Genomic DNA, 25852 nt, shown 5'->3' with positions numbered 1-25852 from the left:
ATGACAGCGACAATCAAGATCGGACCGCACGCGGTCGGTGCCGGGGAGCGACCGTTGGTGGTCGCCGAGATGTCCGGCAACCACAACGGCGATCTGAACCGGGCGCTGGCCATCGTCGACGCGGTGGCCGCGAGCGGGGCGCACGCGCTCAAGCTCCAGACGTACCGGCCGGACACCATCACCATCGACGTCGACACCCCGGCGTTTCGGATCTCCAGCGGGCACGAGCTGTGGGGCGGGGAGAACCTGTACCGCCTCTACGAACGCGCGCACACCCCGTACGAGTGGCACGCCCCGATCTTCGAGCGGGCCCGCGAGCGTGGCCTGACCGTCTTCTCGTCGCCGTTCGACGCGACAGCCGTGGAGCTGTTGGAGTCGCTGGACGCGCCCGCGTACAAGATCGCCTCGTCGGAACTGGTCGACCTGCCGCTGATCCGACTGGTGGCCAGCACCGGCAAGCCGATGGTGATCTCCACCGGGATGGCGACCGTCGCCGAGATCGACGCCGCCGTACGCACCGCCCGAGCCGGTGGCGCGGCGGGCATCGTCCTGCTGGCCTGCACCGCGTCCTACCCGGCGCCGCCGGCCGACAGCAACCTGCGCCGGTTGCCGGTGCTGGCCGGCGCGTTCGACGTGCCGGTCGGGCTCTCCGACCACACGCCCGGCATCGGGGTGGCGGTCGCCTCGGTGGCGCTCGGCGCCTGCTTCATCGAGAAGCACGTGACGCTGGACCGGGCCGACGGCGGCGTGGACTCGGACTTCTCCCTGAACCCGGCGGAGCTCACGGCCCTGGTCGCCGAGTCCGGCCGCGCGTACGAGGCGCTGGGCGGCACCGCTGTCGGACCGACCCCTGCGGAGCGGGAGGGGCTACGGTTCCGCCGGTCGCTCTTCGTGGTCGAGGATGTCCGGGCCGGCGATCCGGTGACCGCGCACAACGTCCGCTCGATCCGGCCGGCCGGCGGGCTGGCGCCCGTGGAGATCGACCGGGTCCTGGGCCGCACCTTCACCACCGACGTCCCCCGCGGCACCCCCCTGACCTGGAACCTGATCTAACCCGCCCCGCCCCGCGATCTTGCGTTTACTGTCCCGGCGAAAGGTGCGTAAGCCGCTATTCGCCGTCAGAAAGTGCAAGATCGCGGGGTGGGAGGGTCGGGGCGAAGCCGACGGTGACCACCAGGTCGTCCACCGCGAGGGTCCGCCAGATCGCCGATCCGCCGGCCGGCGAGCCCAGACCATGGCGCCGCCACCAGGCCATCACCGACACATCGGCCAACTTGCACCAGCATTCGGCCCGGGTCCAGCGGGCCCAGAAGTCAGCCGTGCCGAACCGGCGGGCCAGCGCCGGGGGCACCGGGGCGTCGGCGCGCTCCGCGTCGATGGCCACCCGCCAGCGGGGCGCCGGTGGGCCGTACCAGCCGACGCACCGTCCATCGTCGAGGTGACTGCGGGTCACCGCGTCGGCCATCGCGGCCGGCGACCCGATGCGCAGATGCTGCTCGGCGGCGGCGAGCAGCCCCGGCACCGGACGCGGCACGGCCGCCCCGCTGTGCCGTGCCGGTCGCACAGGCAGGGGAACCGGCCGCAGGTCAGATGGCGGCGGCACCGTCCACCACGATGACCTGGCCGTTGATGTTGGTGTGCTCGCGCAGCAGCATCCGCACGACCGGGGTGACCTCCACCGGCTCGGTCAGGTGACCGGTCGGGGTGCGGCGCACGATCTGGTCGAGCTGGGTCGGACCGAGCACGGCGGACATCTCCGAGGCGAAGAACCCTGGCGCGACCGAGTTGACAAGCATCCGGCCGCCCAGTTCGCGGGCGAGCGAGCGGGTGGCGGCGTCCATGCCGCCCTTGGTGGCCGAGTACGCGACGAGGCCGGGGAAACCGCGCTGCCCGCAGATCGAGGTGATGTTCACGATCCGCCCGCGCAGCCCCTTGGTGAGCATCCGGCGGATCACCAGCCGGGTCAGCTGCAGCGGGGCCGTCAGATTGGTCTCGATGATCCGGGCGATGTCGTCGGTTGCGGTGTGCGCGTGCAGAGAATCCTGCCCCATGGCGGCGTTGTTGACGATGCCGTCGATCGGGCCGAGGCGCTGCTCCACCTCGCGGACGAAGCTCTGCGCGGCGCGCAGGTCGGTGACGTCCACCGAGCCGACGTGCACCCGGTCCGGGTGCTCGGCGGCGAGCTTCTCCAACTCCGGGGTGACGGTGCGGGCGAAGGCGGCCACGCGTACGCCCGCGTCGAGCAGGTCGGTGACGATGGCCAGGCCCAGGCCACGGGAACCGCCGGAGACGAGGACCACGGAGCTGGGCGGGACGAGCTGGGTGTCGGCTGGCTCAGACATCGCTCTTCAGGGTCTCCTTGACGGGAATGTCGGTCAGGACGCGAATGCGGCGCGGCACCGCGTGCTCGGGGAGCCGGTCGGCGCACCAGCGGACCAGCGCTGCCTCGTCCGGCACACCGGTGTCGGCGCCGGACGGGTCGACGGCGGCGAGAACCACCTCGGCGACAACCATCCGCCCGAGCACCGGGGCGCGGCGGCCGGTCACCCGGGCCCAGGCGACCGCCGGATGACCGGCGAGCACGCCGCGCACCACGCCGGCGGAGACCTTGCTACCACCGACGTTGATCTCGTCGGAGTCACGTCGGCCGGTGATCAGCACCCGGCCGTCGAGCACCTGCACCCGGTCCCCGGTGCGGATCGGCCCGGCGAGACCGGCCCCGTGGTACGGGGAGGTGACCACCAGCTCGTCGTCGCGGACAGAGAGCGTCGGCCGGCCCGGGGTTTCCCGGTCCAGCCAGTCGACAGGGAACCCGGCTCGCCCGTCGTGCACCACAATGGACGCCCCCACTTCGGAGGACGCGTAGATCCAGGAGATCCGGGCCGTCGGGAAGACCTCCCGCAGTTGGTCCAGGATCGCCTGGTCCACCGGTTCCCCGCCGAGGGTGATCTGGCGCAACGGCACTCGGGCCAGCGCCTCGGCGTCGCGGTAGAGGGTGCGCCGCCAGAAGGTCGGGGTGCCGGAGGCCGCGTCCACCCCGTGGGTGGCCGCGACAGTCGGCCAGTCGTCCAACTCGTCGGGCTCGACCACCACCAGGTGCTGGCCGGGCTGGGTCAGCGACAGCGTGACGACCTGCCACCAGGCGTACGTGCCCGGGGCGTACGGGCAGAGCCAGGTCCGCTCAGGCTGGTCGGCCCGCACCGTGGTCAGCGTGTCGAGGGTGTGCCCGACCCGCTTCGGACGCCCGGTGGAGCCCGAGGTCAGCAGCCAGAGCCGGCCCGGCTCGGCGGCTCGCGGCCGGGCCGGTGCGCTCGGGTGCACGCCGTCGTCGTCGAGGACGCCGACTGTGAACCCGGCCTCCAGCAGCTCGGTGCGCAGCACCGCGTCGACCCGACCCGCTGTGCTGAGCAGCAGTTCGGTGCCGTGCACGGCGTGCTGCCGCGCCGCGGTGAGCGCGTGCACTGCGGAGCGGGCGAGCACCGCCGCCGGGTCGGGCAGGTTGGGGGTCGGCAGCGAACGCCAGGTCACCGCCGCGCCACCGATGACGAGCCGGTTGTCGACACCGGCTGGCTGCGGGCTGGCGGGGGTGGGGTGGCGCGACGTCGCGACAGTCACTGGTGTTGAAGCTCGACGAGGAAGTCGAGGACGTCCCCGACGGTGGCGATGCGACGCAGCCCGGGGGCGTCGAAGTTGAGCTCCTCCCCCGTCTCGTCCTCCACCCGCAGGGCCAGTTCGGAGAAGTCGAGCGACCGGAAGCCGATCTCCCGCAACTGCGCCGCGTCGTCTGCGGGCAGCTCCTTGTCCTGATTCTTCAGCACCTGAGCCATGAGGTCGCGGATCTGCGCGCGACTCAATTCGTTCATGCGTCGCAGTCTACAACCCAACGAATGCATATCTGATTTCCCGGTGGGCCCGGGTAAGGTGCCGGAACCCGATGTGAACAGCCAGGAAAGCGAGACGCGCGTGCTACGCGAAGCGACGACGGACGACGTTCATCTGATGTTGTCCTGGCGTAATCAGGAAACCAACCGGCAGGTCAGCAAGACCAGTCACGAGATCACCGCCGACGAGCATGACCGGTGGTGGGCGGCGGTCCGCGACGACCCGTCCCGGCGAGTGCTGGTGTACGTCCGCGACGACCGGCCCTGTGGTGTGGTCACCTTCTTCGACCTGCGGTTGGACGGCCCCCGCACCGGCGCGTGGGGCTTCTATCTCGACGCCGACGGGCTGGACGGGCGGGGCGAGACACTGCCCGCCTGGCTGGGGGTCATGCGGGAGGCCGTCGAGTACGCCTTCGACGGGCTGCACCTGGACCGACTCGACGGCGAGGTGCTCGGCCACAATACCGTCGTACGACAGATGAACCGACGTTTCCGATTCGTCGAGGGCACCCCGCGACAGGAGCTGTCCGGCGGCCGGGAAATCACCGTCATCCCGATTTCCCTGGCCCGGGAGGACCGCCGCCAACGCTGATTCTCGGATCCTTTCCGCAATAGACGGAAACGATTAACCGGCAGTGCTCCCGGTGGACATCCGCCGTTAACGAACAACGGTGTCCACCGGGATGCGGTGGGTCAGGCCCGCCGCCAGGCGGCCCAGTGCTGCTCCGGGTTGCCGCCGAGTCGGACGAAGCCGTACGCCGCGCCGTCCCAGTCGTCGACCTGCCCCGGTGCCCAGCGGGCGAACACGACCTGCGCCGCGGCCGGCGGCTGTTTGTCGCCGAACCACCGGACGTCGCTCCAGGTCACCTGGTGGCTGAGATTGAACCGGAGGACGTAGTGCACGCCCGTCGAGGCCCACACCCGCTCGCCGGGGCGTACGCCGACGTCGGCCACCCGGGGCGTCGGGGCGGTGCTCGCAGCAGTCGGTCGCACGATCCGTTGGTCGATCACCTGCATCGTGATGAGGTTGACCACCACGAGGGCACCGAGGACGGGCAGCCGCAGGCGGGGCAACCGGACCGTGGCGACGAGCAGCACGCAGCCGGCGATGCCGACCAGCGACCCGACCACCGGTCGTAGCTCCCGCCAGCCCCCGGTCAACGCCGCCAGGTCCGATGCGCTGAACCCGCCGTAGCGCAACCGGTGGCCCTGGCCGGCCACGTACGCGAGTCGGGCGGCGACCAGCGCGCCGCCACCGACCAGCAGCGCCACCGCGACCGCCGCCCGGTGCAGCACCACCCGCCACCCGGCGGTGAACAGCACCCCCAACCCGACCAGCAGCCAGAACGGTGCCAGCATCTGCACGTAGCGGCCGTAGATCGCGTCCAGCGGCTTGCCGGTGATGCCGGACAGGATCACCGACGCGCCGCCGGCCACCCCGACGGTCACCGCGAGCGCCACGCCCATCGTCCAGCGGGCCGCGTCGCCGTGCCGTGGACGCCACAGCTCGCGGACGGCACCGGCCCAGGCCACCCCGGCCGCTCCGAACGTGATCACGACGAGGTACCAGAGCTGGGTGGTGACCGCGGCGCTCACCCGGACCACGCCCTGGGCGGAGGCGACCGCGTCGAGGGTGCTGCCGCCGGGGGTGCTGCCGAGCAGGTAGACCTTGCCGCCGAGATGACGGATGGCGGCCTCGTTGACGAGCGCCATGGCGAGCACCGGCAGCAGCGCCGCGAGCACCACTGGCGGGCTGATCCGGCGGCGGACGAACAGCAGCAGGACCAACCCGGCGTGCACTGCCACGATCACCAGGCCGCGGGAGTGCAGCAGGTGGAACCCGCCGACGAGCAGGCCAACGGTGGCGGCGGCGAGCGGGCCGGGCCGGGTGATCCAGCGGTGCACGGCGAGCAGCCAGGCGACCACCAGCGGCGCCATCACCGCATCGATCATGGCGACGCCCGCGTAGAAGGCGGTGGCCGGCAGGGTCGCCGCCGCGACCGCGCCGAGCAGCGCGTACGAGCGGCGCAGCTGAAACAGGCGACGACCGAACAGGTACGCCAGCGGCAGCAGCGTCGAGTTCACCATCGCGTTGATCAGCTGGACGAACCGGTAGCTGTCGGTGAAATCCCGGTCCCCGAGGAACGCCGGCGAGATCAGCATCGGGTAGCCGACCCGGCGCAGCAGGTCGTTCTCGCTGCTGAAGCCCCCCGGACCGCCGGCCAACGCGCGGGCGGTGTTCAGGTAGCTGTCCTCGTCGGTGTGCGCGATCGGCAGCACGATGTGCCGGGACCACCACATGCGCCAGGCCACGCTGAGCACCCAACCGACGAGCAGCAGCAGCGGCACCAGCCAACGTCGGGCGGGCGGGCCGCTCGGCGTCTCGGCCACCACCGCCGGCCGTTCGGTCACGTCACTACCGGGTGCCATGAACGCCTCCAGAATTGCCGGCCGTACCGGGCCCGCGCTGATCCGACGGGCCTGCCGGCCGGCGTCGGTGACGCCCGCTGTGGCCCGTTCGCACCGAGCCGGTGTGGATGTCGGGTGAACGTGGGTACCGGCTGCGCGCCGGGCCGCCGGGTCGTTCGCGCGGTCACTGTAGCGGCCCGATCCGGCCAGGTCAGCCCACATCCGGGGCGGTCGGAAGTGTTCGCCTACGCGGTGTTCGGCATTCACGGGAGCAGAGGTTGTGGTTCACCCGCGAGCGCCGGGGAGTTAACCCGCCATGGCTAGCGTGTCACCCCGGTCGGCCGGCCCAGGGCCGCTCGTTCATCCACGAACACGGGAGCACCACATTGAGTGAGTTGAATGGATCGTCCATTCTGATCACCGGGGGAACGGGTTCCTTCGGCAGGACGTTCCTCCGGCACATCCTCAACGAGGCCGACCCCGCCCGCGTGGTGGTGTTCTCCCGCGACGAGCTCAAGCAGTACGAGCTGCGCCAGCAACTTGGCGACGACCCGCGGCTGCGCTGGTTCATCGGCGACATCCGGGACCGGCACCGCCTCACCCGGGCCATGCACGGCGTCGACCACGTGGTGCACGCCGCCGCGTTGAAGCAGGTGGACACCGCGGAGTACAACCCCTCGGAGTACATCGCCACCAACATCACCGGCTCACAGCACGTCGTCGACGCGGCGATCGAGGCCGGTGTCAAGAAGGTCATCGCCCTCTCCACCGACAAGGCGTCCAGCCCGATCAACCTGTACGGCGCGACGAAGCTGGTCGGCGACAAGCTGTTCGTCTCGGCCAACCACTACGCCGCCCAGCACCCCACCCGGTTCTCGGTGGTGCGCTACGGCAACGTGGTGGGCAGCCGCGGATCGGTGGTCCCGCTGTTCCGCCGGCTGGCCGCCGAGGGCAAAAGCCTGCCGATCACCGACAAGCGGATGACCCGCTTCTGGATCACCCTGGACCAGGCCGTGCAGTTCGTCATGGACTCGTTCGACCAGATGCAGGGCGGCGAGCTGTTCGTGCCGCGCATCCCGAGCATGCGCATCCTCGACCTGGTCGAGGCCGTGGCCCCGGACGCCACCACCCACGAGATCGGGATCCGGCCGGGCGAGAAGCTGCACGAGGAGATGATCGCCCCCGACGACAGCCGGCGGACGCTGCGCGCCGACGGCCGGTTCATCGTCCAGCCGACCATCGCCACCTGGGGCTACCAGGCGCCGGTCGACTGCGACCCGGTCCCGGACGGCTTCGCCTACCAGTCGGACACCAACGACGAGTGGCTCACCGTCGAGCAGTTGCGCGACATGCTCGGCATCAACGGATGACGGGGATGCTCCCGTACGGCCGGCAGTCGATCAGCGAGGACGACGTCGCAGCCGTCGCGGACGTGCTGCGCGGCGACTGGCTCACCACCGGTCCGCAGGTCGACGCCTTCGAGGCCGACCTCGCCCGGTGGACCGGCGGGGTCGGTGTCGCCGCCGTCTCCAACGGCACCGCGGCGCTGCACGTGGCGTACGCGGCGGCCGGGGTGGGGCCGGGCGACGAGGTGGTCGTCCCGCCGATGACGTTCGTGGCGACCGCCAGCAGCGCTGTCGCCCTCGGCGCGAAGATCGTGTTCGCCGACGTCGACGACGAGACGTTCTGCCTCGACCCGGCGGCGGCCGCCGCCGCCGTCACCTCGCGGACGACTGTCGTCGCCGCTGTCGACTACGCCGGCCACCCCGCCGACTACGACGCGCTGCGCAAGTCGGTCGAGGGCAGCGACGCGCTGCTGCTCGCCGACGCGGCGCACTCGATCGGCGGGACGTACCACGGTCGGCCAGTCGGTTCGCTCGCCGACCTGACCACGTTCTCGTTCTTCCCCACGAAGAACCTGACCACCGCCGAGGGCGGCGCCGTCGCGGCGCTGGACCCGGAGATCCTGAAGCGGGCCCGCCGGTTCCGTGGCGTCGGCGTGATCCGCGAACGCGACGACCTGCGTTTCCCGGACGAGGGCGGCTGGCACCAGGAGGTGCACGAGTTCGGGCTGAACTACCGACTGCCGGACGTGCTCTGCGCCCTGGGCCGCAGCCAACTGCGTCGGCTCGGCGAGTTCACGGCCCGCCGCAGCGCCCTGGTCGCCCGATACGACGAGGCGCTGGCCGACCTGGACGGCGTACTGCTGCCGAAGCGCAGGTCGTGGGCCGACCCGGCCTGGCACCTCTACCCGATCCGGGTGCTCGACGGACGACGCCGCGAGGTGTACGACCGGATGCGGACCGCCGGCATCGGTGTGCAGGTCAACTACATCCCGGTGCACTGGCACCCGGCCTTCGCCGACCTGGGCTACCGGCGCGGGTCCTGCCCGGTGGCCGAGTTGTTCTACTCCCAGCAGCTGTCGCTGCCGCTCTACCCGGGGCTCAGCGACGCCGACCAGGACCGCGTCATCGACGCGCTGACCGCCGCGCTACGAGGCGGCTCGGTGCGTCCCGCCGCCTGATGGGAACCTGATGCACCACGCCAACCACTTCTACGGCCACGCGCACGTACTGGCCCGGTACGCCGGCCTCGGCGACCGGCACCCACCCCGGATCAACGGGTACGTGCAGCACGGCTGGAACATCGGTGACGGCCTGGCCCCCGGCCACCCGTACGCCGAACGCACCCCCAGCCTGCTCTGGTCGGAGCAGACCCGCCGCCGGGCCTGGTCGGTGGGGCGACGCAACGTGGTCGTCATCGGCGCGCCGTTCAGCTACCTGTTGGCCATGCGACCCGAGGAACCATCTGTCGAAGAGCGGAAGGGCACGATCTGGTACCCGTTCCACGGCTGGGAGGGTCAGCACGTCAAGGGCGACCACCGCAAACTGATCGCCCTCATCCAGGACACCGAGCCCGGCCCGGTCACTGTCTGCCTCTACTGGCACGAGTACCGGATGCGCAACGTGCGCCGGCTCTACGAGCGCGCCGGGTTCCGGGTGATCTGCCACGGCTACCGGGGACACTGGTGGAAGGACACCGATCCGGAGTTCCTCGACCGACAGCTCACCGAGCTGCGCCGTCACCGCCGGGTAGCTTCCAACCGGCTGACCAGCGCGATCTTCTACGGCATCGCGGCCGGGTGCGAGCCGGCGGTCTACGGCGACCCGATGATCCTGTCCAACGAGGACCCGACCTTCGGCGGCACCGCTCGGATCCGACGGCAGTGGCCGCAGCTGCACGGCACCACCGTCGACCTGCCCACCGCTGTCGAGATCGCCCGCGCCGAGTTGGGTACCGACCACCGCTGCACGCCGGCCGAGCTCCGCGAACTGCTCGGTTGGGTGAACCTCCAGGAGGAAGAGGAAGACAGTGACGACTGAGACGGCACCCGCCGACCGGATCACCCTGCCGGGCGGCGAGATGCTGGCCTGGTCGGATCTGCCGCAGGAACGGCTGGCCAACGGTGGGCCGCTCGCCGCGCTGGCAGCCCGGTTGGTCCCGCCCGGCGCCCGGGTCCTGGTGGCCGGTCCACACGACCCGGCGCTGCTCGACCAGCTCACCCACGCCGAGGTCACCTGCCTGCTGCGCAGCCACCCGGACGCGGTGGCGCTGGCGCACCGGGCCGCCCGCGTGGTGGTGGGTGGTCCGGCCGGGCTGCCCGACGACGAGACGTACGACGTGGTGATCGCGGCTGCCGGGCTGGACCCGGTGGAGTCGGTGGAGGGCATTCGGCTCGGCTGGGACGGTGTGCTGGCGCGACTCGTCGCCGCGGTGCGACCGGGTGGCGCGTTGCTGCTGCGCCTGGACAACCCCCTGGGCCTGCACCGGCTGGTCGACACCACCCCCTGGTACGCCCGCCGCGACGACTCCTCCTGGGTGATCGGCGGCGTGCTGGACCGGGCCCACCCGGCCAACCGGGACCAACTGCGCGAGCGGCTCGGCGCGGCAGGGCTACGGCCGGCCGCGTGCTGGGCCGCGTACCCCGGTGTCAGCACCCCGACGGCGCTGCTGGACGCCGACCACCTCGACCGGGACGCGGGCTCCGGCCTGTTCGACGCGGTGCTGCACGGCGCCTGCGCCGGGGGTTTCACCAGCGCCACAGTGCTCCAGGACCCGGCCCGGCTCGCGGTGGACGCGCTGCACGCCGGGCGCGCCGCCGACCTCGCACCGGGCTGGCTGACCCTCGCCCACCGGCCCGCCGAACCCACGGACCCGACCACGCCGACCGTTGAGGCGGACCTGCCGGTGGCCCTGGTGCAGACCGGTCGTCCCGGGATCGGCGTGCTGGAGGTGCTGCACGGCCCCTCCGGTTGGTGCTGGGGACTCGTCCCGCCCACCGACGCGACGACGCCGGCCGTCGCGCCGTTCGCCAGCCGCGAGGCCGCGTACCGGGACGCCGACGCGCTGTCCGGACCGGTGCCGTCCGGCCGGCTGCTGCGTACGTTGCTGCTCGACGCGGCCCTGCGCCGCGACCTGGCCACAGTGCGCGCGCTGCTGCGGGGGTACGCGGGCTGGCTCGCCGACCAGGCCGACAGCGACGGCCGGATCGCCGGCGCGGCGGCGCTGGCCGGCACCGACAACGTGGTGGTCGACGGCGAGCGGTACGCGGTGCTCGACCCCAGCTGGCGGGCCACCGCCGAGCTGCCCGGCGACGTGGTGCTCGCCCGCGGGCTGTGGCGCTTCGCGGCGGGCCTGCTCACCGGCGGGTACGCCCACCCGTGGTCGTCCACTCTCGACATCGCGGGCCTGACAGTGGTGCTCGGCGGACTCGCCGGCCACGACCTCGACCGGGCGACAGTCAGCGAGGCGGTCGAGGTTGAGGCGGCCATCGCCGCCGCGCTGCACGGGCTGGACGGCGACGCCACTGTCGGCCTCGCCACCGAACTACAGGCCGTCGCGCCGACCGACCCGCCGCTCGGCGGGCACAGCTACCAGCAGCTACGCGAGGCGTGGCTGCGCCAGCGCGAGGAACTCACCCGCTTGACCGCGCTGACCGCGTGGACCGAGGAGTTGCTCACCTCGCGGGAACGGGCGCTACGCCGGGCCGAGACGACGATCGGCCTGCTCAGCGGGTCGCTCAGCTACCGGGTGGGTCGGCTCGCCATCACCCCGGCCCGGCTGGCCAAGCGTGGTGCCCGCGCGGCCAAGCGTCGGGCCACCGCGGTGCTGGCCCCGAAGCAGGAGGAGCAGCAGTGACCGGCATAGCGCCGCCCGGAACCGCCGCGGGGCCACGGATCGTCGGCATCGTGCAGGCCCGGATGGGTTCGTCCCGACTGCCCGGCAAGGTGCTCCGCCCGCTCGCCGGACGCTCCGTGCTGGGCCGGGTCGTCCGTGCCGCCCAGGACAGCGGCGTCCTGGCCGACCTGGTCGTCGCCACCAGCACCGACGCGGTCGACGACGCGGTGGCCGCCGAGTGCGCGCGGCTCGACGTACCGTGCCACCGCGGGCCGGTCGACGACGTGCTGGACCGGTTCGTGGGCGCCCTCGCGGCGCACCCGGGAGACGCCGTCATGCGGTTCACCGCCGACTGCCCCCTGCTCGACCCGGAGATCATCACAGTGGTCGCGTCGGTGTACCGGGCGGTCCCCGGGCTGGACTACGCCAGCACGTCGATCGCCCGGACCCTGCCCCGAGGGCTGGACGTCGAGATCATCCGCGCGGAGACGCTGCGCACGCTGGGCCGGCTCGCCACCGACCACCACCGGGTGCACGTGACCTCGTACGCGTACACCCATCCGGAGCTGTTCCGGGTGCTCGGGGTGACGCTCACCCCGGACCGCTCCGCGCTGCGGCTCACCCTCGACACCGAGCAGGACTGGGCGCTGGTCAGCGCGATCATCGACCACTTCGGTGACGTCAGCGTGCCGCTGGCCAAGCTCGCCGACTGGCTCGACGGTCAGCCCCGGCTGCGCGCACTCAACGCCGACGTACGACAGAAGCACCTGGAGGAGTCCTGAGCGCCCTGCGGGTCGGGTTCCGCTGCGACGCCGGACCACGGCGCGGCGTCGGCCACCTCGTCCGCTGCCTGGCGCTCGCCGAGGAGTTCCTCGCCCGGGGCGCCGACGTCACAGTGTTCGGCACCGTCGAACGGCTCGACTGGGCAACCGCGGAGCTGGCCGCGCGGGGCATCCCGCTACTCCCCGGCCCGGACTCGGCGACCGAACTGGTCGAGGCGGCCCGCCGACACCACCTGGACGTGCTGGTCCTCGACTCCTACGAACTGGACCCGGCCGGAGCCGGCGCCCTGCGCGCCGCCGGCGTCTACACCCTCGCCATCATCGACGGCGACAGCCGAGGCCAGGTCGCGGACCTCTACCTCGACCAGAACTTCGGGGCGGAACTGCCCAGGCTGGGGCCTGGAGCGGAACTGCCGGGGCTGAGGTCCGGGGCGGCCCTGCCCGGCCGGCTGCTCGCCGGGAGCGGATACGCCCTGCTGCGTGACACCGTGATCAGCGCCCGGCCGCCGGTCGCCCCACCCGCTGCGGCGGTCGGTCGCCCCCGGGTGCTGGCCTTCTTCGGCGGCACCGACGCGGTCGGCGCGGCCCCGGTCCTGACCCGGGTGCTGGCGGCCACCGGTCACCCGATGGACCTCACGGTCATCGTCGGGCGACCCGAGATCGAGGCGGAGGTCGACGATGTCGTCCCCGGCCGGGGGCAGACCATCAGACCGGTCCCGCCCACCACCTCGCTGCCGGCACTGATCACCGAAGCCGACCTGGTGGTGAGCGCCGCCGGCACGTCCACCTGGGAACTCTGCTGCCTCGGCGCACCCAGCGCACTGGTCTGCGTGGTCGACAACCAACGTGAGTCGTACACCCGGGTGGTGCGGCACGGCCTGGCCGCCGGCCTCGGCGAGCTGCCGGAGCTGACCGCCGCCGGCGTCGCCGGACGCGCCGCCCGCGCGACGGCGGCGCGGACCCTGCACGGGCTGCTCAGCTCGCCGCAGCGGCGCGCGACCCTCGCCGCGCGCGCCTGGTCCACCGTCGACGGGCAGGGCCGGGCGCGGGTGGTGGACGCGGTGTTCGACGCTGTCCGCGCCGCCACCGTCCCGGGCTGACCGCGCGGCAGGCCAAGATCACGCTCGATCCTGGAAACAGTCCCCACGAAGGCGCGGCAGGCCACTACATCCAGGATCAAGCACGATCTTGCCGGGAAGCAGCCGGCCCGCACGATTCACCGCTAGCACGGGTGTACGAAAGTGCTGCTAGGGTGGCCGTATGACGCAGGCCGCCTACCAGCCGTCGATGCTCGACCTGGCCGACGCCGGGCCGACCCTGGGGCCGCTGCCCGGCCAGATCCGCCGGCACCAGCTCAGCCGGGGCGCCTGGGTCGACCACCTCCCGGGCTGGGTGCGCGGCTCCGACACGGTCCTCGACACACTGCTCACCGAGGTGCCCTGGCGTGCCGAACGGCGCACCATGTTCGACTCCGAGGTCGACGTGCCCCGCCTGCTCTGCTGGTACGACGGCGCGAGACCACTCCCCCACCCCGTGCTCACCGCCGCGCGGGCCGCGCTCACCGGGCACTACGCGCCCGAGTTGGGCGAACCCTTCGTCACCGCCGGCATGTGCCTCTACCGGTCCGGGCGCGACAGCGTGGCCTGGCACGGCGACACCATCGGCCGCTCAGCGCACACCGACACGGTCGTCGCGATCGTGTCGTTCGGAGCACCCCGACCGCTGCTGCTGCGCCCACGCGGCGGTGGCGAGAGCCTGCGCTTCCCGGTGGGCCACGGCGACCTGATCGTGATGGGCGGCTCCTGCCAACGCACCTGGGAACACGCCATCCCCAAGACCACCCGCCCCGTGGGGCCCCGGGTGAGCGTCCAGTTCCGCCCCCACAACGTCGCCTGACTGTGGCCCCTGACTAGGGCGAAATCAGACGTTCGAGGCGGCGGCGGACCTCCTCGGCTGCGGGGTCGCCCACGTCCTCATAGATTCGCGCGGCCAGGCGCCACGCGGCAGCGGCAGCGTTCCGGTCACCCATCCCTTCCCGGGTGTCTCCGAGTCGGATGAGGGTCTCCGCCTCGTGATACCGGTCCGCGGAGTCGCGAAAGAGTGTGATCGCCTGCTCGTAGCAGTTGGCCGCGCGGTCGCGTTCACCAAGGCGGTCGTAGGCGAAGCCGAGGCTGTCCAGCGTCGCGGCCTGACCGTTGCGGTCGTCGGTCCGTCGTTGCTGGTGGAGGGCCTCGGTGCAGCTGGCGATGGCCTGGACGTAGTCGCCGGTGGTGGCGAGAAGCCAACCGACCGCGTTGAGCGTCCGGGCTTCGCCCGCGTGATTGCCGACCAGCCGGTAGAGCCGCAGTGCCTCGCGACCGTGTGCGAGCGCCTCGTCCAGCCGGCCGTCCAGGTAGCAGAGTTCGCAGTAGTTGTGCAGCGTCTGGGCCTGGCCGATCGGGTCGCCGAGACGTTCGTGCAGCTCAAGCGCGCGCTTGAGCCGGTACTCGGCAGTGGTGCGGTCGCCCAGTCGGATCAGCGCGCGGGAGACCAGGCGGTTGGCGACGGCCTGACCGGCGAGGTCGTCGATCTTCTCCGCGGCGCCCAGCGCGACCTCTTGGATGGCGAGTTGGTCCTGCCAGAGGCCGCGCGGCGCCACGAAGGTGGTCAGCGCCCACGCGATCTGCCAGGCGTACGTTTCGAAGCCGTTCTCGGCGGCCTGTCGGACCACCCGGACCAGCACCCGATGCTCCGCCGTGAACCAGGCGAGCGCGCCGTCGTGATCGGTCACCGGTCGCCTGGCGGGTACGGGCAGCGGCGGCATCGGCTCGATCGTGGGCCACTGCGGCTGGAGTAGCCGGGCGGCCGGATAGGCGGAGTGCAGGTAGTGGTCGTACAGGCGCTGTCGGGCTGCGACGTGTTCGTCGCCGCGCTCCGACGACTGTGCGAGCTCGGCCGCGTAGGCGCGCAGAAGATCGTGGAAGGCGAACCGACCGGGCGCGTGCTCCGCCAGCAGATGGAGCCGAGTCAGTTCCCGCAGGATCGGCGTGACGGCAGCGGCAGGCACACCGGCGAGCGCCGAGGCCGCAGTGGTGGTCAGGTCCGGGCCCGGATGCAGCCCCAGCAGGGTGAACAGCCGGGCCGCGTCCGCCCCCAGGGCCAAGAACGACCACGAGAAGACGCGCCGGACGTCGCCGTCGGCCAGGGCGTCCAGCCTCGCCTCGGCCGAGTGCAGTTCGGCGGCGATCGCGCTGAGCGGAAAGGTGGGATGGGTCGCGACGCGCGCCGCGACTATCGACAGTGCCAGCGGAAGCCGACCCGCGGCCTCGATGATGTCGGCCACCGCCACCGACTCGGAGGCGAGCCGGCTGGTCCCGAGACGTCTGGCGAGCAGGCTTCTCGACTCCTCCGCCGTGAGCACGTCCAGTGTCAACGGCGTGGCACATTCGGCGGCGATCAGGCCGCCCAGCCGGTCTCGGCTGGTGACGACGACCATGCAGCGGCCCGCACCGGGCAGCAGGGCGCGCACCTGGGCGGCGTCACGAGCGTTGTCGAGCACCAGGAGCATCCGCCGGGAGGCCAGCAGGCTGCGGTAGAGACCAGTCCGGGCCTCCATGTCGGAGGGTATCCGGGCGTGGGGCACGCCGAGCGCTTCGAGGAAGCCGGACAGGGCGTCGGGCGGGGACACCGCGCCAGCTTCGTCGTAACCGCGAAGGTTCACGTAGAGCTGGCCGTCCGGGAATCGGTCGGCAACCCGGTGCGCCCAGTGCAACGCCAGGGCGGTCTTGCCGACTCCGGCCATGCCGGACACCACAGAGATGGCGCCGCTCGTCGACCCCTCGGCCCCGCCACGCAGAAGCCCGTCGAGGCCCGCCAGCTCGGTGCTACGTCCAACGAACTCCGGCACCGCACGCGGCAGTTGCTCGGGGCGCTGGATGAGCGGCCCCATTCCCGTGTCCGGCGCCGGTCGGTCCGACCCCGTTGGCGGTTGCGCCGTCAGGCCCGGGCGGTGATGCAGGATGTCGTCGTACAGCGTGACGAGCTCGGGTGCGGGATCGAGGCCGGTCTCCTCGGCCAGCGTCTGTCGGGCCTGCCGGAAAGCATCCAGTGCGCCGGCCACGTCTCCGATGCGGTACAGGCCCACCATCAGCTGGCCCCACGCCCGCTGCCGCAGCGGGTACCGGTCGAGCAGGCCGCGCAGCCGGTGCACGACGTCGGCCGACGCGCCGAGGGCCAGCACCGCCTCGGCGTAGTCCTCCTCGACGAGCAGCCGGCGTTCCTCCAACTGCGCCACCCGCCGAGCCAGCGTCGAGCGCAGCGGCAGATCGGCCAGCGGTGCACCACGCCACAGGCGCACCGCGGCGGAGAGTTCGGCCTCGGCCCGGTCCAGGTCGGAGGTGGCGAGCGCCTCGCGGCCCCGCGCCGCCGCGGCGTCGAACAGGTCCACGTCCCGTTCGTCCGGGCCCACCCGAAGCAGGTAGCCGCCGGCCGCAGCGGTTATCCCGTCCCAGGTCGCCCCACCGCCCAGCGACCGCCGCAACCCGCGCACATAGGTGCGCAGGTTCGCGGCGGCCGACGCCGGCTCTTCGTCGCCCCACAGCATCGCGGCCAACTCGTTGGTGCCGACGACCTCATTCGGGCGCAGCAGCAGGGTCGCCAGCAGGAGACGCTGCTTCACCGAGCCCAGTGGAACCGGCTGGCCGTCGCGGTACACCCGGAACGGGCCAAGGAGTTCGAAACGCAACCAGGCACCTCACATGTGGGCGCTGCCATGTGCCGCCGCGCGTACAGCACCCGGACAAGCGGGCGAGTGGACGAGCTGTGCGTGAGTTGTGCGGCGGTTGTACCGGCCCCACCGTACCTTCTCCATGGGGGGACCCGGAGCGGTGAGGACGGTTCTACCGTCCTCACCGTCTCATCCAAGAGCACCAATCGCCAGGCCTGGTCGCACGCCGATGACGCGAGGCCAGACGGGACCGTTCGTCCACAGTGGCGCGAGGCCACCTCGCCTCGTCGCGCCAGGTCTGACACCGCCGGCCGGCGCAACGCCCCAGCACCGTTGCGCCCTCGTGAATCCCGACCAGAGGAGATACATGTCGCCGCACCGATCCACAGGCCGCGTCCTCAAGAGAGTCGCGGTGCCCGCCATCGGCGCGGCACTGGCCATCGGCATCAACGTCACCATCGCCACGCCGGCCGCGGCCAGCGGCTCTTACACGGGCCGGGCGTTCGTCCATGGCACCGGCGCGGTGTCTGACGACTTCGATGACGAAGGCGTCACCAACGTCACCACGCACCGCAACTCGAACGTCGCCTGTCTCTGGCAGACCATTCTCTGGGCGAATGGTTACCTGCCCTCGTCCGGGGTCGACGGTGTCTTCGGCGACCAGACCGATGCCGCGACGAGGAACTTCCAGCGGGACAAGGGCCTCTCAGCGGATGGCTCCGCAGGCCGGAACAGCTGGACGAAGGCCGGCGACAAGCTGGTGCAGCACGACAACCAGAACGGGTGGCTGTACGTGGTCTACCACGGGGCGACGGGATCCCGGAGCCCGTACGGCTCGCACCAATTCGTCCTACAGCGTTCGCCCGACGGGAACTACCGGTTCTACCCGCCGCAGGGCAGCGGCCCCTACTGGGCCGCCTACAACTCCCGCACCTGCTGACCTCGCCCAACCCGGCGGTCTGGCCAACCGAGCATCATCGCGAGTGGCCCGACCCCGCGTGGTGACCAGCGACCCGCACGGTAGGTCCGGACGCGACAGAACCGTTGTCCGCGGACCTACCGTGCGGTTCTCCGGCCTGATCGCCACTGCTCCAGCGGCGACCGGGCGCCGTACTAGAGGAGGCCGGCCAGTTTGTAGAGGACCAGGGAGCCGGCTACCGCGACGTTCAGGCTGTGGCCGTGGCCGACCATGGGAATCTCCACCGCCGCGTCCAACTGATCGAGCGCCTCGGGCGGGATGCCGGTCGCCTCGTGGCCCAGCAGCACCACGGTACGGCCCCGAGCGGCGGGCAGATCACCGAGCCGGACGGCCTCGTCGGCCAGTTCCACCCCGAGAATCCGGCTGCCGGCGGCCCGTTCGGCGGCCAGCCAGCGCAGCGGGCTGCCGACCCGGTGGACGCAGCCCGGCCGCCGTAGCGTGTTGCCTCGGGCCACGGCCTCGTCCACCCAGCGGAACGGTGGCACGGCGAGGCAGGCGCCGACCGCGTCGCACGTACGCAACAGGGTGCCCAGGTTCGCGCCGTGCAGCGGCCAGAGTGGCGCGGCGATCCGGTGACCCCAACAGCGGTGTGGCCGGGGACGGCGGACGGCCCGAAGCTCACGCCTCGGCCGGACCCGGATGGCGGCGCTCACGCCGCACCGGCGACTCCGCCGGACAGAGAAGAAATCATGTTGAGGGGCGCTTCGCGGTGCACCCGGACCCTCACCGACAACAGAGGGCACCACCATACCGCGCTGACGGACGCCCCACCCCGCATGATCGTGCTCGATCCAGGATCGAGTGGCATCACCGCGTCGGTGACACCACTACGTCCAGGATCGAGCACGATCTTCGACCGACCTGGCACGCCGGACATGACCGGGCGACGGCGCAGGTGGGCGGGTCAGTCGCGTTCGATCAGGTGGCCTACCACCGTCGGGCCGAGCATCACCGCGAAGCCGCTGCCGTCGCGGCGTGGGTCCGCGGCGGGCAGCTCCACCGGGTCGCCGGTGGCGGTCGCGCCGACCGGTCGCGGGCCCACCCAGGCGACGGCCACGTCCGTCTCACCCTTGAGGAAGCGGTGCGCGCGCACGCCGCCGGTCGCCCGGCCCTTCGCCGGGTACGCCTTGAACGGCGTCACCTTGACCGTCGCGCCGGTGGAGGTGACCACCATCGGCTCACCATGCCCCGGGTCGTCGGTGCGCACCGCGCCGAAGAACGCGACCCGCGCCCCGGCCGGCAGGTTGATGCCGGCCATACCGCCGCCCTTGAGGCCCTGCGGCCGGACCAACCCGGCGGGGAAGCGCAACAGCGACGCCTCCGAGGTGACGAAGGTCAGCGTCTCGGTGCCGTCGGTCAGCCAGGTCGCCCCGACCACCTCGTCACCATCGCGCAGACCGATCACCTCGAACTCGTCGGAGCGCACCGGCCACTCCGGTGAGCAGATCTTCACCGCGCCCTGCCGGGTGCCCAACGCCAGCCCCGGTGAGCCCTCCGCCTGCCCGCCCAGCGGGGCCAGGCCGACGACGGTCTCCCCCGCCGCCAACGGCACCAGCTCGGCCGCTGACATACCGCCACGCAGTGACACGGTGCCCGCCTGCTCGGGCAGCACCGGCAGCGGCAGGACGTCGACCTTGAACGCCCGACCGGCGCTGGTCAACAGCAGCACCCGACCTCGGGCGGTGGAGTGCGCGATGGCGCGTACCGTGTCGTGCTTGACCCGGCCGTTGCGGCGACGCCCCTCAGAGCTCTCCTCCGACTCGGCCGCAGTCCGGGCGACCAGCCCGGTCGCCGAGAGGATCACCTGACACGGGTCGTCGGCGACCTCCAGCGGGCCGGCCGGCGCGGACGCGGCCAGCACCTCCTTCAGGTCACCGTCGACAAGCGTCGTCCGACGTTCGGTGCCGAACTGCTTGACCACTGCCGCCAGCTCGTCGGAGACCACCTTCCGAAGCACCCGCTCGTCGTCGAGGATCTTGCTCAGCTCGGCGATCTCGGAACGCAGCCGCTCCTGCTCGGCCTCCAGCTCGATGCGGTCGAACTTGGTCAACCGGCGCAACGGAGTGTCCAGGATGTACGTGGCCTGGATGTCGGAGAGGCCGAACCGGCTCATCAGCCCGTCCTTCGCCGCCTGCGCGTCGTCGCTGCCCCGGATCAGCCGGACCACCTCGTCGATGTCCAACAACGCGATCAGTAGACCGTCGACCAGGTGCAGCCGCTCCTGACGCTTGCGCCGACGGTACGAGGTGCGCCGGGTGACCACCTCGTACCGGTGGGCCAGGAAGACCTCCAGCAGCGCCTTGAGGCCCAGCGTGCGCGGCTGCCCCTCGACAAGGACCAGGTTGTTGACGCCGAACGACTGCTCCAACGGGGTCAACCGGTAGAGGTCGGCGAGCAGCGCCTGCGGGTTGACCCCGACCTTGCACTCGACGACGAGCCGGGTGCCGCTCTCCCGGTCGGTGAGGTCCTTGACGTCCGCGATGCCGGTCAGCCGCTTGGTCTTGGTGACCTCGTTGGTGATCGCGGCGATGACCTTCTCCGCGCCGACGCCGTAGGGCAGCTCGACCACTGTGATCGCCTGACGGCCTCGGCTGCCCTCGATCGGGCCGATCTCCACCTTGCCGCGCATCCGCACCACGCCACGGCCGGTCTCGTACGCCCTGCGCACCTCGTCCAGGCCGAGCAGCACCCCACCGCTGGGCAGGTCCGGGCCGGGGACGAACTCCATGAGTTTGTCCAGGGTGGCGTCCGGGTGGTTGATCAGCCAGCGGGCCGCGGAGACGACCTCCGCCAGGTTGTGCGGGATCATGTTGGTGGCCATCCCGACCGCGATCCCGGACGCGCCGTTGACCAGCAGGTTGGGGAAGGCCGCCGGCAGCACTGTCGGCTGGGTCAGCGACCCGTCGTAGTTGGGCTCGACGTCGACGGTGTCCTCGCCCAGCTCACCGACGAGCAGCATGGCCTCGCGGGACATCCGCGCCTCGGTGTACCGCGAGGCGGCAGGGCCGTCGTCGGGGCTGCCGAAGTTGCCGTGCCCGTCGATGAGGGGCACGTTGAGGGAGAAGTCCTGCGCGAGGCGGACCATGGCGTCGTAGATCGCCGTGTCGCCGTGCGGATGGTACTTTCCCATTGTATCGCCGACAATTCGGGCAGACTTCACGTGCCCGCGGTCGGGGCGGTAGCCCTGCTCGTACATCGACCAGAGGATGCGCCGGTGCACCGGCTTGAGGCCGTCGCGGGCGTCGGGCAGGGCGCGGGAGTGGATGACCGAGAACGCGTACTCCAGGTAGGAGTCGGAGACCTCGGTGACCAGCGGGTTGTCGAAGACCCGCGCGCCGGCCTGGTCGAACGAGGAGAGGTCGACCTTGTTTTCCTTACGGCGTGCCATGACTCAGCTCTCCACTGGAACGGGAACGGAAGCGGCGCTCATGCGTCGATCGCATCCCGGTCGACGCGGTCGGCGGAGTCGATGAGCCAGTTGCGACGCGGCTCGACCTTCTCGCCCATCAGCAATTCGAGGATGCGTTCGGCGGCGTCGACGTCGTCGAGGGTGATCCGGCGGACGGCCCGGGTGGCCGGGTTCATCGTGGTGTCCCACAACTCGTCGGCGTCCATCTCACCGAGACCCTTGAAACGTGGGATGGGCGTGACGATCTGCTTGCCGGCCTTCTCCAGCTTGCGGACCGTCGTCTCCATCTCGGCCTGGGTGTAGGTGTAGACGGTCTGCGGGCTGCGCCCCTTGGTGGTGATCTTGTGTAGGGGCGGCATCGCGGCGTAGAGCCGACCCGCCTCGATCAGCGGCCGCATGTACCTGGCGAACAGGGTGATCAGCAGCGTCCGGATGTGCGCGCCGTCCACGTCGGCGTCGGCCATGATCAGCACACGGCCGTAGCGCAGCGCGGAGAGGTCGAAGGTGCGCCCCGAGCCAGCGCCGAGGACCTGCACGATGGCCGCGCACTCGGCATTGTCCAGAACCTGCTGGAGATTGGCCTTCTGCACATTGAGGATCTTGCCGCGGATCGGCAGCAGCGCCTGGTATTCCGAGGAACGGGCCATCCGGCTCGTACCCAGGGCGCTGTCACCCTCGACGATGAACAGCTCGCTACGGTCGATGCCGGTGGCCCGGCAGTCGACGAGCTTCGGCGGCATGGACGCGCCCTCCAGGGCCGTCTTGCGCCGGGCGGCGTCCTTCTGTTGCTTCTGGGTGAGTCGCACCCGGGCGGCGTCGACGATCTTCTGCAGGACAGTGCGCGCCTCGGCCTTGGTGCGCCGGTCCTCCAGCCAGGCCTTGATGTGCGCGTCGACCAGGGACTGGAGAACCTTGGTGATGCCGGTGGTGGAGAGCTCGTCCTTGGTCTGCGAGGTGAACTGCGGCTCGGGGATCCGCACGTGCACCACCGCCGTCATCCCCTCCAGGACGTCGTCAAGGGTGGGCGGCTCCTCCTTGGCCTTGAGCAGACCACGGGTGTTGCGGATCGCGTCGGCGAGCGCACGGACGAGGGCCCGCTCGAACCCCTTGCGGTGGGTGCCGCCGTGCGCGTTGCGGATGGTGTTGGTGAAGCACTCGACGGTGCGCTCGTAACCGGTGCCCCACCGGAACGCCACCTCGACCTCGGCACGCCGCTGCACGTTGGACTGCATGACGCCGTTGGCGTCGGCGGCGTTCTCCCGGTAGGTGCCCTCGCCGTTGACCAGCAGGGTGCCGGAGACCGGCCGGTCGCCGGCCGGGGCGAGGAACTCCACCATGTCGCTGAGCCCGTTGGGGTAGTGGAACCGCTCCTCGGCGGGAGTCTCGCCGGTCAGGTCGCGCAGCAGGTAGGTCACGCCGGGGACCAGGAACGCGGTGTTGCGGAGCTTCATCCGGACGGCGTCGACGTCGAGCGCAGCGCCGGTCTCGAAGTAACGGGCGTCGTGCCACCAGCGGATCGAGGTGCCGGTGCGCTGGCCGCGCTTCATGGCGCCGGTCACCTGGAGCCCCGGGCCGGCGGTGAAGAGGGCGTCCGGCCCGTCGCCGTCGAAGATGCCCGGGACGCCGTGCCGGAACGACATCGCGTGGACCTTGCCGGCCCGGCGGACGGTCACGTCGAAGCGGCGGGACAGCGCGTTGACAGCCGATGCGCCGACGCCGTGCAGACCCCCGGAGGTCTTGTAGCCGGAGCCGCCGAACTTGCCGCCGGCGTGCAGCCGGGTCAGCACCAACTCGACACCGGAGATGCCGGACTTGGCGTGCACGTCGGTGGGAATGCCCCGGCCGTCGTCGTCGACCTGCACCGAGCCGTCGGCGTGCAGGATCACCTCGACGTGGCTGGCGTGACCGGCGACACCCTCGTCGGTGGAGTTGTCGAGGATCTCGTTGACGAGGTGACCCACGCCACGGCTGTCGGTGGAACCGATGTACATGCCGGGCCGCTTGCGGACAGCGTCCAGCCCCTCAAGGTGGGTGAGGTCATCGGCCCCGTACAGGGTGTCAGGCTCTGCGGTCAACTGGTCGTACTCCCCGGTCTCGGCGGTGTGCTGCCGGTCACCGGCGACATCAGCCGGCGTGGCGCGCCGCAGCGAGCCTAGCCCGAGGCTAGGACAACCACTGGAGGACCTACGCGACCCGCCGCGCGCGCCCCTCCGGACGTGAGCCAACGAACAGCCGGCGGGTGATCACGGGACCACGCAGAGACAGCGTCACCGATATGCTCGCTCATGATCGCGGCCGGTTTGCGCGCGGGGTGCACGCCGTCCGGGTCGAGGAGATCAGGAGGCGGTCGAGATGGACGCGACGATCCACGACGCCCTGCAGCGCTCCCTCGGCACCTGGACCCGACGGTGGCTGCTGGTGGGCACCCTGGTGGCGGGGCTGCTGGCCGCCGTGGCGCTGGTCGCGGCGGCGGCTCCCGCCGACCGGAGCTTCACCGAACTCTCGCGCACTGTGCAGAGCCTGATGTCGGTCGCGACCCCGCTCTTCGGCATCCTGCTGGTGCATGACCTGCGCCGGTCGCCCGTCCGCCTTCCGGTCCTGCCCACAGTGCTTGCGGTGGGGTTGCCAGCGGTCGTCATCGGCGTGGCCGGTGTGCTGATCTGCGCCGCGACGCTGGCGCTCACCCCGGCCGATGTCGCCGACGACCCGTGGCGGTTCGCCGGGACGACCGCGGTGGGCGGTGTGCTGGTGCAGATCGCCGCCGGCCTGGTGGGCACCGGCCTGGGCCTGCTGCTGCGCTCGGTGGTGGTGGCGTTCCTGGCCACGATCATCCTGCCGCTGGGGCTGTTCACGCTGCTGGGTGCCGTGGACGCCCTCCGTCCGGCGCAGCCGTGGCTCACCCCGTTCGGCAGCGTGCGCAACCTGTTCTCGGGGCAGATGAGCGCGCTGCGGTGGGTGCAGTGGCTGTGCGTACTCCTGGTCTGGGGTGTCGGTCTGAACGCCGTGGGCACGGCCCTGCTGCACCGCCGCGACCGCCCGGCCGGTCACTGACTCTCCGCGCCGGCGGGCGCGGGTCGGTGGGTTCGGCAACCCGGAGCGCTGGTCCACTCTCGACGCCGTAGACCCTCCTGCCTACGTGCGCGTGTCGTTCGTCGAACGAATCTGTTACGGGCCATTGACGCCCGTCGCGCCGGGGTGATCTGATCGCGCTCTCAGAGAATCTTTCATCTTTCGATGGATGGGGGCCCCATGCCCAGGTTCCGGCGTACCGCGCTCGCCGCGGGACTAACGATCGCCATGGCCGCGTTGTCGACCGCCGTCGCGCTGCCCGCACCCGCGTCCGCCGCGTTACCCACCGCCGCGGTGGCACTCGGGGACAGCTTCATCAGCGGCGAGGGCGCCGGGGCGTACACCCCTGTCGTCGACGTCAACGGAGTCAGCCAGGGCTTCCCCGGTTGGACGGCGGCGAACAACAACGCGTACTTCTGCCACCGTTCGGCGAACGCCTCGCTCAACCAGGCCAACCTGCCGGGCATCCAGAACCGGTTCAACCTGGCCTGCTCCGGTGGACAGCCGCACGACATCGCCAACGCCTCCCAGGCGCGGACCAACGGTCGTACCGTCGCCTCGCAGCTGAGTCAGCTACGCGCCGTCGCGCAGACCCAGGACATCGACCTGGTGCTTGTCGGCCTCGGCTCCAACAACAGCTCCTTCACCTTCGGCAGCGTCGCGGAGAAGTGCGCCAACCGGTTCATCGCCGACGCCTGGACCGGCTGGTGGGAGTTCTGGGCGTACCTGAACGGGCCGGTCGAGCAGAAGCCGTGCAGCGACGCCGACCTGGCCACCGCCGCGCAGCTCAGCGCCGCGACCGCGGAGACCACAGCGGCCGTACGCCAGATCCTGACCACCCTCGATGAGGTGGACGCGGACGGGCAGCACCGGGTGGTGTTCCAGGACTACACGAACCCGCTGCCGCTGGACCTGAACCAGCAGTTCCACGAGGAGGACAGCCGGGACGACACCCGGGACAAGTTCCGTGACCTGGGGGCCGAGCGGTACGCGGCCGGATGCCCGATCCACCGGGCCAGCCTGGCGCCGGGGCACCGCTTCTCGCAGGGCCTGGGCAGCATCGTGAAGTCCACCCGGGACACTCTCGCCGCCGAGTTCCCCGCCGACGACCTGGTGTACCTGAGCGTGCAGCAGGCCTTCAACGGCGCCCGGCTCTGCGAGCAGACCAGCAGCCCGAGCGGTGCGCTGGCCACTCCGATCCGGCTTCAGGACGGCGCGACCGGCACCTTCGTCACCAGCCTCGCCGGTAAGGACAAGATCGCCATTCAGCGAATCGCCAACACCTGCGTCAGCTACTTCCAGACCTGCCAGGAGTCGTGGCACCCGAACGCCACCGGGCACCAGGTCCTCGGTCAGTGCCTGAGCGGCGCGGCCTCCACCAGCGCCCGTTCGGTGGCCTGTGTCCGGGCCAGCAACGGGGCGATCTCGGTCTCCTGACCG

Annotated in this window: 21 protein-coding genes; 12 read left to right on the top strand and 9 right to left on the bottom strand. The window is 71.5% G+C overall.

Features of this window, described 5'->3' with window-relative positions; genetic code table 11:
• Nucleotides 1–1053, top strand: a complete 1053-nt coding sequence (pseI, locus tag AB0B98_RS06155) for a pseudaminic acid synthase (protein ID WP_357361238.1) — start codon at nt 1–3, stop codon at nt 1051–1053.
• Between the two features lie 55 nt (nt 1054–1108).
• Here the strand turns inward: pseI and AB0B98_RS06150 are convergent, their stop codons facing one another.
• The 4 genes from AB0B98_RS06150 to AB0B98_RS06135 are packed head-to-tail and all read right to left on the bottom strand — an operon-like array spanning nt 1109 to nt 3863.
• Nucleotides 1109–1534 (bottom strand): hypothetical protein, encoded by a 426-nt coding sequence (locus AB0B98_RS06150; protein ID WP_357361237.1) that lies wholly within the window; start codon nt 1532–1534, stop codon nt 1109–1111.
• 52 nt (nt 1535–1586) lie between these two features.
• Nucleotides 1587–2342 carry an SDR family NAD(P)-dependent oxidoreductase gene (locus tag AB0B98_RS06145; protein WP_357361236.1) on the bottom strand — a complete coding sequence of 252 codons (756 nt, stop codon included), beginning with the start codon at nt 2340–2342 and terminating at the stop codon, nt 1587–1589.
• Nucleotides 2335–3615, bottom strand: a complete 1281-nt coding sequence (locus tag AB0B98_RS06140) for an AMP-binding protein (protein ID WP_357361235.1) — start codon at nt 3613–3615, stop codon at nt 2335–2337. Before AB0B98_RS06140 ends, AB0B98_RS06145 begins: the two co-directional genes overlap by 8 nt.
• Nucleotides 3612–3863 carry an acyl carrier protein gene (locus tag AB0B98_RS06135; protein WP_091401397.1) on the bottom strand — a complete coding sequence of 84 codons (252 nt, stop codon included), beginning with the start codon at nt 3861–3863 and terminating at the stop codon, nt 3612–3614. Before AB0B98_RS06135 ends, AB0B98_RS06140 begins: the two co-directional genes overlap by 4 nt.
• Before the next feature lie 73 nt (nt 3864–3936).
• On the opposite strand from AB0B98_RS06135, the gene AB0B98_RS06130 reads away from it, so the two are divergent.
• Nucleotides 3937–4473, top strand: a complete 537-nt coding sequence (locus AB0B98_RS06130) for a GNAT family N-acetyltransferase (RefSeq protein ID WP_357361234.1) — start codon at nt 3937–3939, stop codon at nt 4471–4473.
• 101 nt (nt 4474–4574) lie between these two features.
• Here AB0B98_RS06130 and AB0B98_RS06125 read toward each other — a convergent pair whose 3' ends face one another.
• On the bottom strand, nt 4575–6311 hold the full coding sequence (locus AB0B98_RS06125; protein WP_357361233.1) for a hypothetical protein: 1737 nt from the start codon (nt 6309–6311) through the stop codon (nt 4575–4577).
• Between the two features lie 365 nt (nt 6312–6676).
• Between AB0B98_RS06125 and pseB the strand changes: the two genes are divergently transcribed.
• From pseB to AB0B98_RS06090, 7 genes are all read left to right on the top strand, one after another.
• On the top strand, nt 6677–7660 hold the full coding sequence (gene pseB, locus AB0B98_RS06120) for a UDP-N-acetylglucosamine 4,6-dehydratase (inverting) (protein ID WP_210816822.1): 984 nt from the start codon (nt 6677–6679) through the stop codon (nt 7658–7660).
• Nucleotides 7657–8814: an aminotransferase class I/II-fold pyridoxal phosphate-dependent enzyme gene (locus tag AB0B98_RS06115; RefSeq protein WP_357361232.1), complete on the top strand. Its 1158-nt coding sequence runs from the start codon at nt 7657–7659 to the stop codon at nt 8812–8814. Before pseB ends, AB0B98_RS06115 begins: the two co-directional genes overlap by 4 nt.
• A gap of 10 nt (nt 8815–8824) precedes the next feature.
• Nucleotides 8825–9673: a hypothetical protein gene (locus tag AB0B98_RS06110; protein WP_357361231.1), complete on the top strand. Its 849-nt coding sequence runs from the start codon at nt 8825–8827 to the stop codon at nt 9671–9673.
• Nucleotides 9663–11489, top strand: coding sequence for a class I SAM-dependent methyltransferase (locus AB0B98_RS06105; RefSeq protein ID WP_357361230.1), 1827 nt, complete (start codon nt 9663–9665; stop codon nt 11487–11489). Before AB0B98_RS06110 ends, AB0B98_RS06105 begins: the two co-directional genes overlap by 11 nt.
• Nucleotides 11490–11494: 5 nt before the next feature.
• Complete coding sequence (locus AB0B98_RS06100; protein ID WP_357361397.1) at nt 11495–12250, top strand: glycosyltransferase family protein; 756 nt, start codon at nt 11495–11497, stop codon at nt 12248–12250.
• Nucleotides 12247–13350 (top strand): glycosyltransferase, encoded by a 1104-nt coding sequence (locus AB0B98_RS06095; protein WP_357361396.1) that lies wholly within the window; start codon nt 12247–12249, stop codon nt 13348–13350. The genes AB0B98_RS06100 and AB0B98_RS06095 overlap by 4 nt, the downstream gene beginning before the upstream one ends.
• Before the next feature lie 160 nt (nt 13351–13510).
• Nucleotides 13511–14146, top strand: coding sequence for an alpha-ketoglutarate-dependent dioxygenase AlkB (locus tag AB0B98_RS06090; protein WP_357361229.1), 636 nt, complete (start codon nt 13511–13513; stop codon nt 14144–14146).
• A 13-nt stretch (nt 14147–14159) separates the two neighbouring features.
• On the opposite strand, the gene AB0B98_RS06085 is transcribed toward AB0B98_RS06090, so the two are convergent.
• Nucleotides 14160–16973: a BTAD domain-containing putative transcriptional regulator gene (locus AB0B98_RS06085; RefSeq protein ID WP_357361228.1), complete on the bottom strand. Its 2814-nt coding sequence runs from the start codon at nt 16971–16973 to the stop codon at nt 14160–14162.
• Between the two features lie 349 nt (nt 16974–17322).
• On the opposite strand from AB0B98_RS06085, the gene AB0B98_RS06080 reads away from it, so the two are divergent.
• The gene (locus tag AB0B98_RS06080) at nt 17323–17895 is read left to right on the top strand and encodes a peptidoglycan-binding domain-containing protein (protein ID WP_357361227.1); all 573 of its coding nucleotides are present in this window, start codon (nt 17323–17325) and stop codon (nt 17893–17895) included.
• 173 nt (nt 17896–18068) lie between these two features.
• Here the strand turns inward: AB0B98_RS06080 and AB0B98_RS06075 are convergent, their stop codons facing one another.
• From AB0B98_RS06075 to AB0B98_RS06065, 3 genes are all read right to left on the bottom strand, one after another.
• Nucleotides 18069–18587: a TrmH family RNA methyltransferase gene (locus AB0B98_RS06075; RefSeq protein ID WP_357361226.1), complete on the bottom strand. Its 519-nt coding sequence runs from the start codon at nt 18585–18587 to the stop codon at nt 18069–18071.
• A gap of 251 nt (nt 18588–18838) precedes the next feature.
• Nucleotides 18839–21322, bottom strand: coding sequence for a DNA topoisomerase IV subunit A (locus AB0B98_RS06070; RefSeq protein ID WP_357361225.1), 2484 nt, complete (start codon nt 21320–21322; stop codon nt 18839–18841).
• Between the two features lie 38 nt (nt 21323–21360).
• Entirely contained in the window at nt 21361–23418 is a 2058-nt protein-coding gene (locus tag AB0B98_RS06065; RefSeq protein WP_357361224.1) for a DNA topoisomerase IV subunit B, read from the bottom strand.
• 277 nt (nt 23419–23695) lie between these two features.
• Here AB0B98_RS06065 and AB0B98_RS06060 point away from each other — a divergent pair, with 277 nt between their 5' ends.
• Entirely contained in the window at nt 23696–24394 is a 699-nt protein-coding gene (locus AB0B98_RS06060) for a hypothetical protein (protein WP_357361223.1), read from the top strand.
• A gap of 198 nt (nt 24395–24592) precedes the next feature.
• Entirely contained in the window at nt 24593–25849 is a 1257-nt protein-coding gene (locus AB0B98_RS06055) for a hypothetical protein (protein ID WP_357361222.1), read from the top strand.
• Nucleotides 25850–25852 lie beyond the last annotated feature (3 nt).

Source organism: Micromonospora sp. NPDC048947, from assembly GCF_040649495.1.
Lineage (GTDB): Bacteria > Actinomycetota > Actinomycetes > Mycobacteriales > Micromonosporaceae > Micromonospora > Micromonospora alfalfae.
The sequence above is the reverse complement of the archived record's forward strand: the minus strand, read 5'-3'. Positions and strand labels throughout refer to the sequence as shown.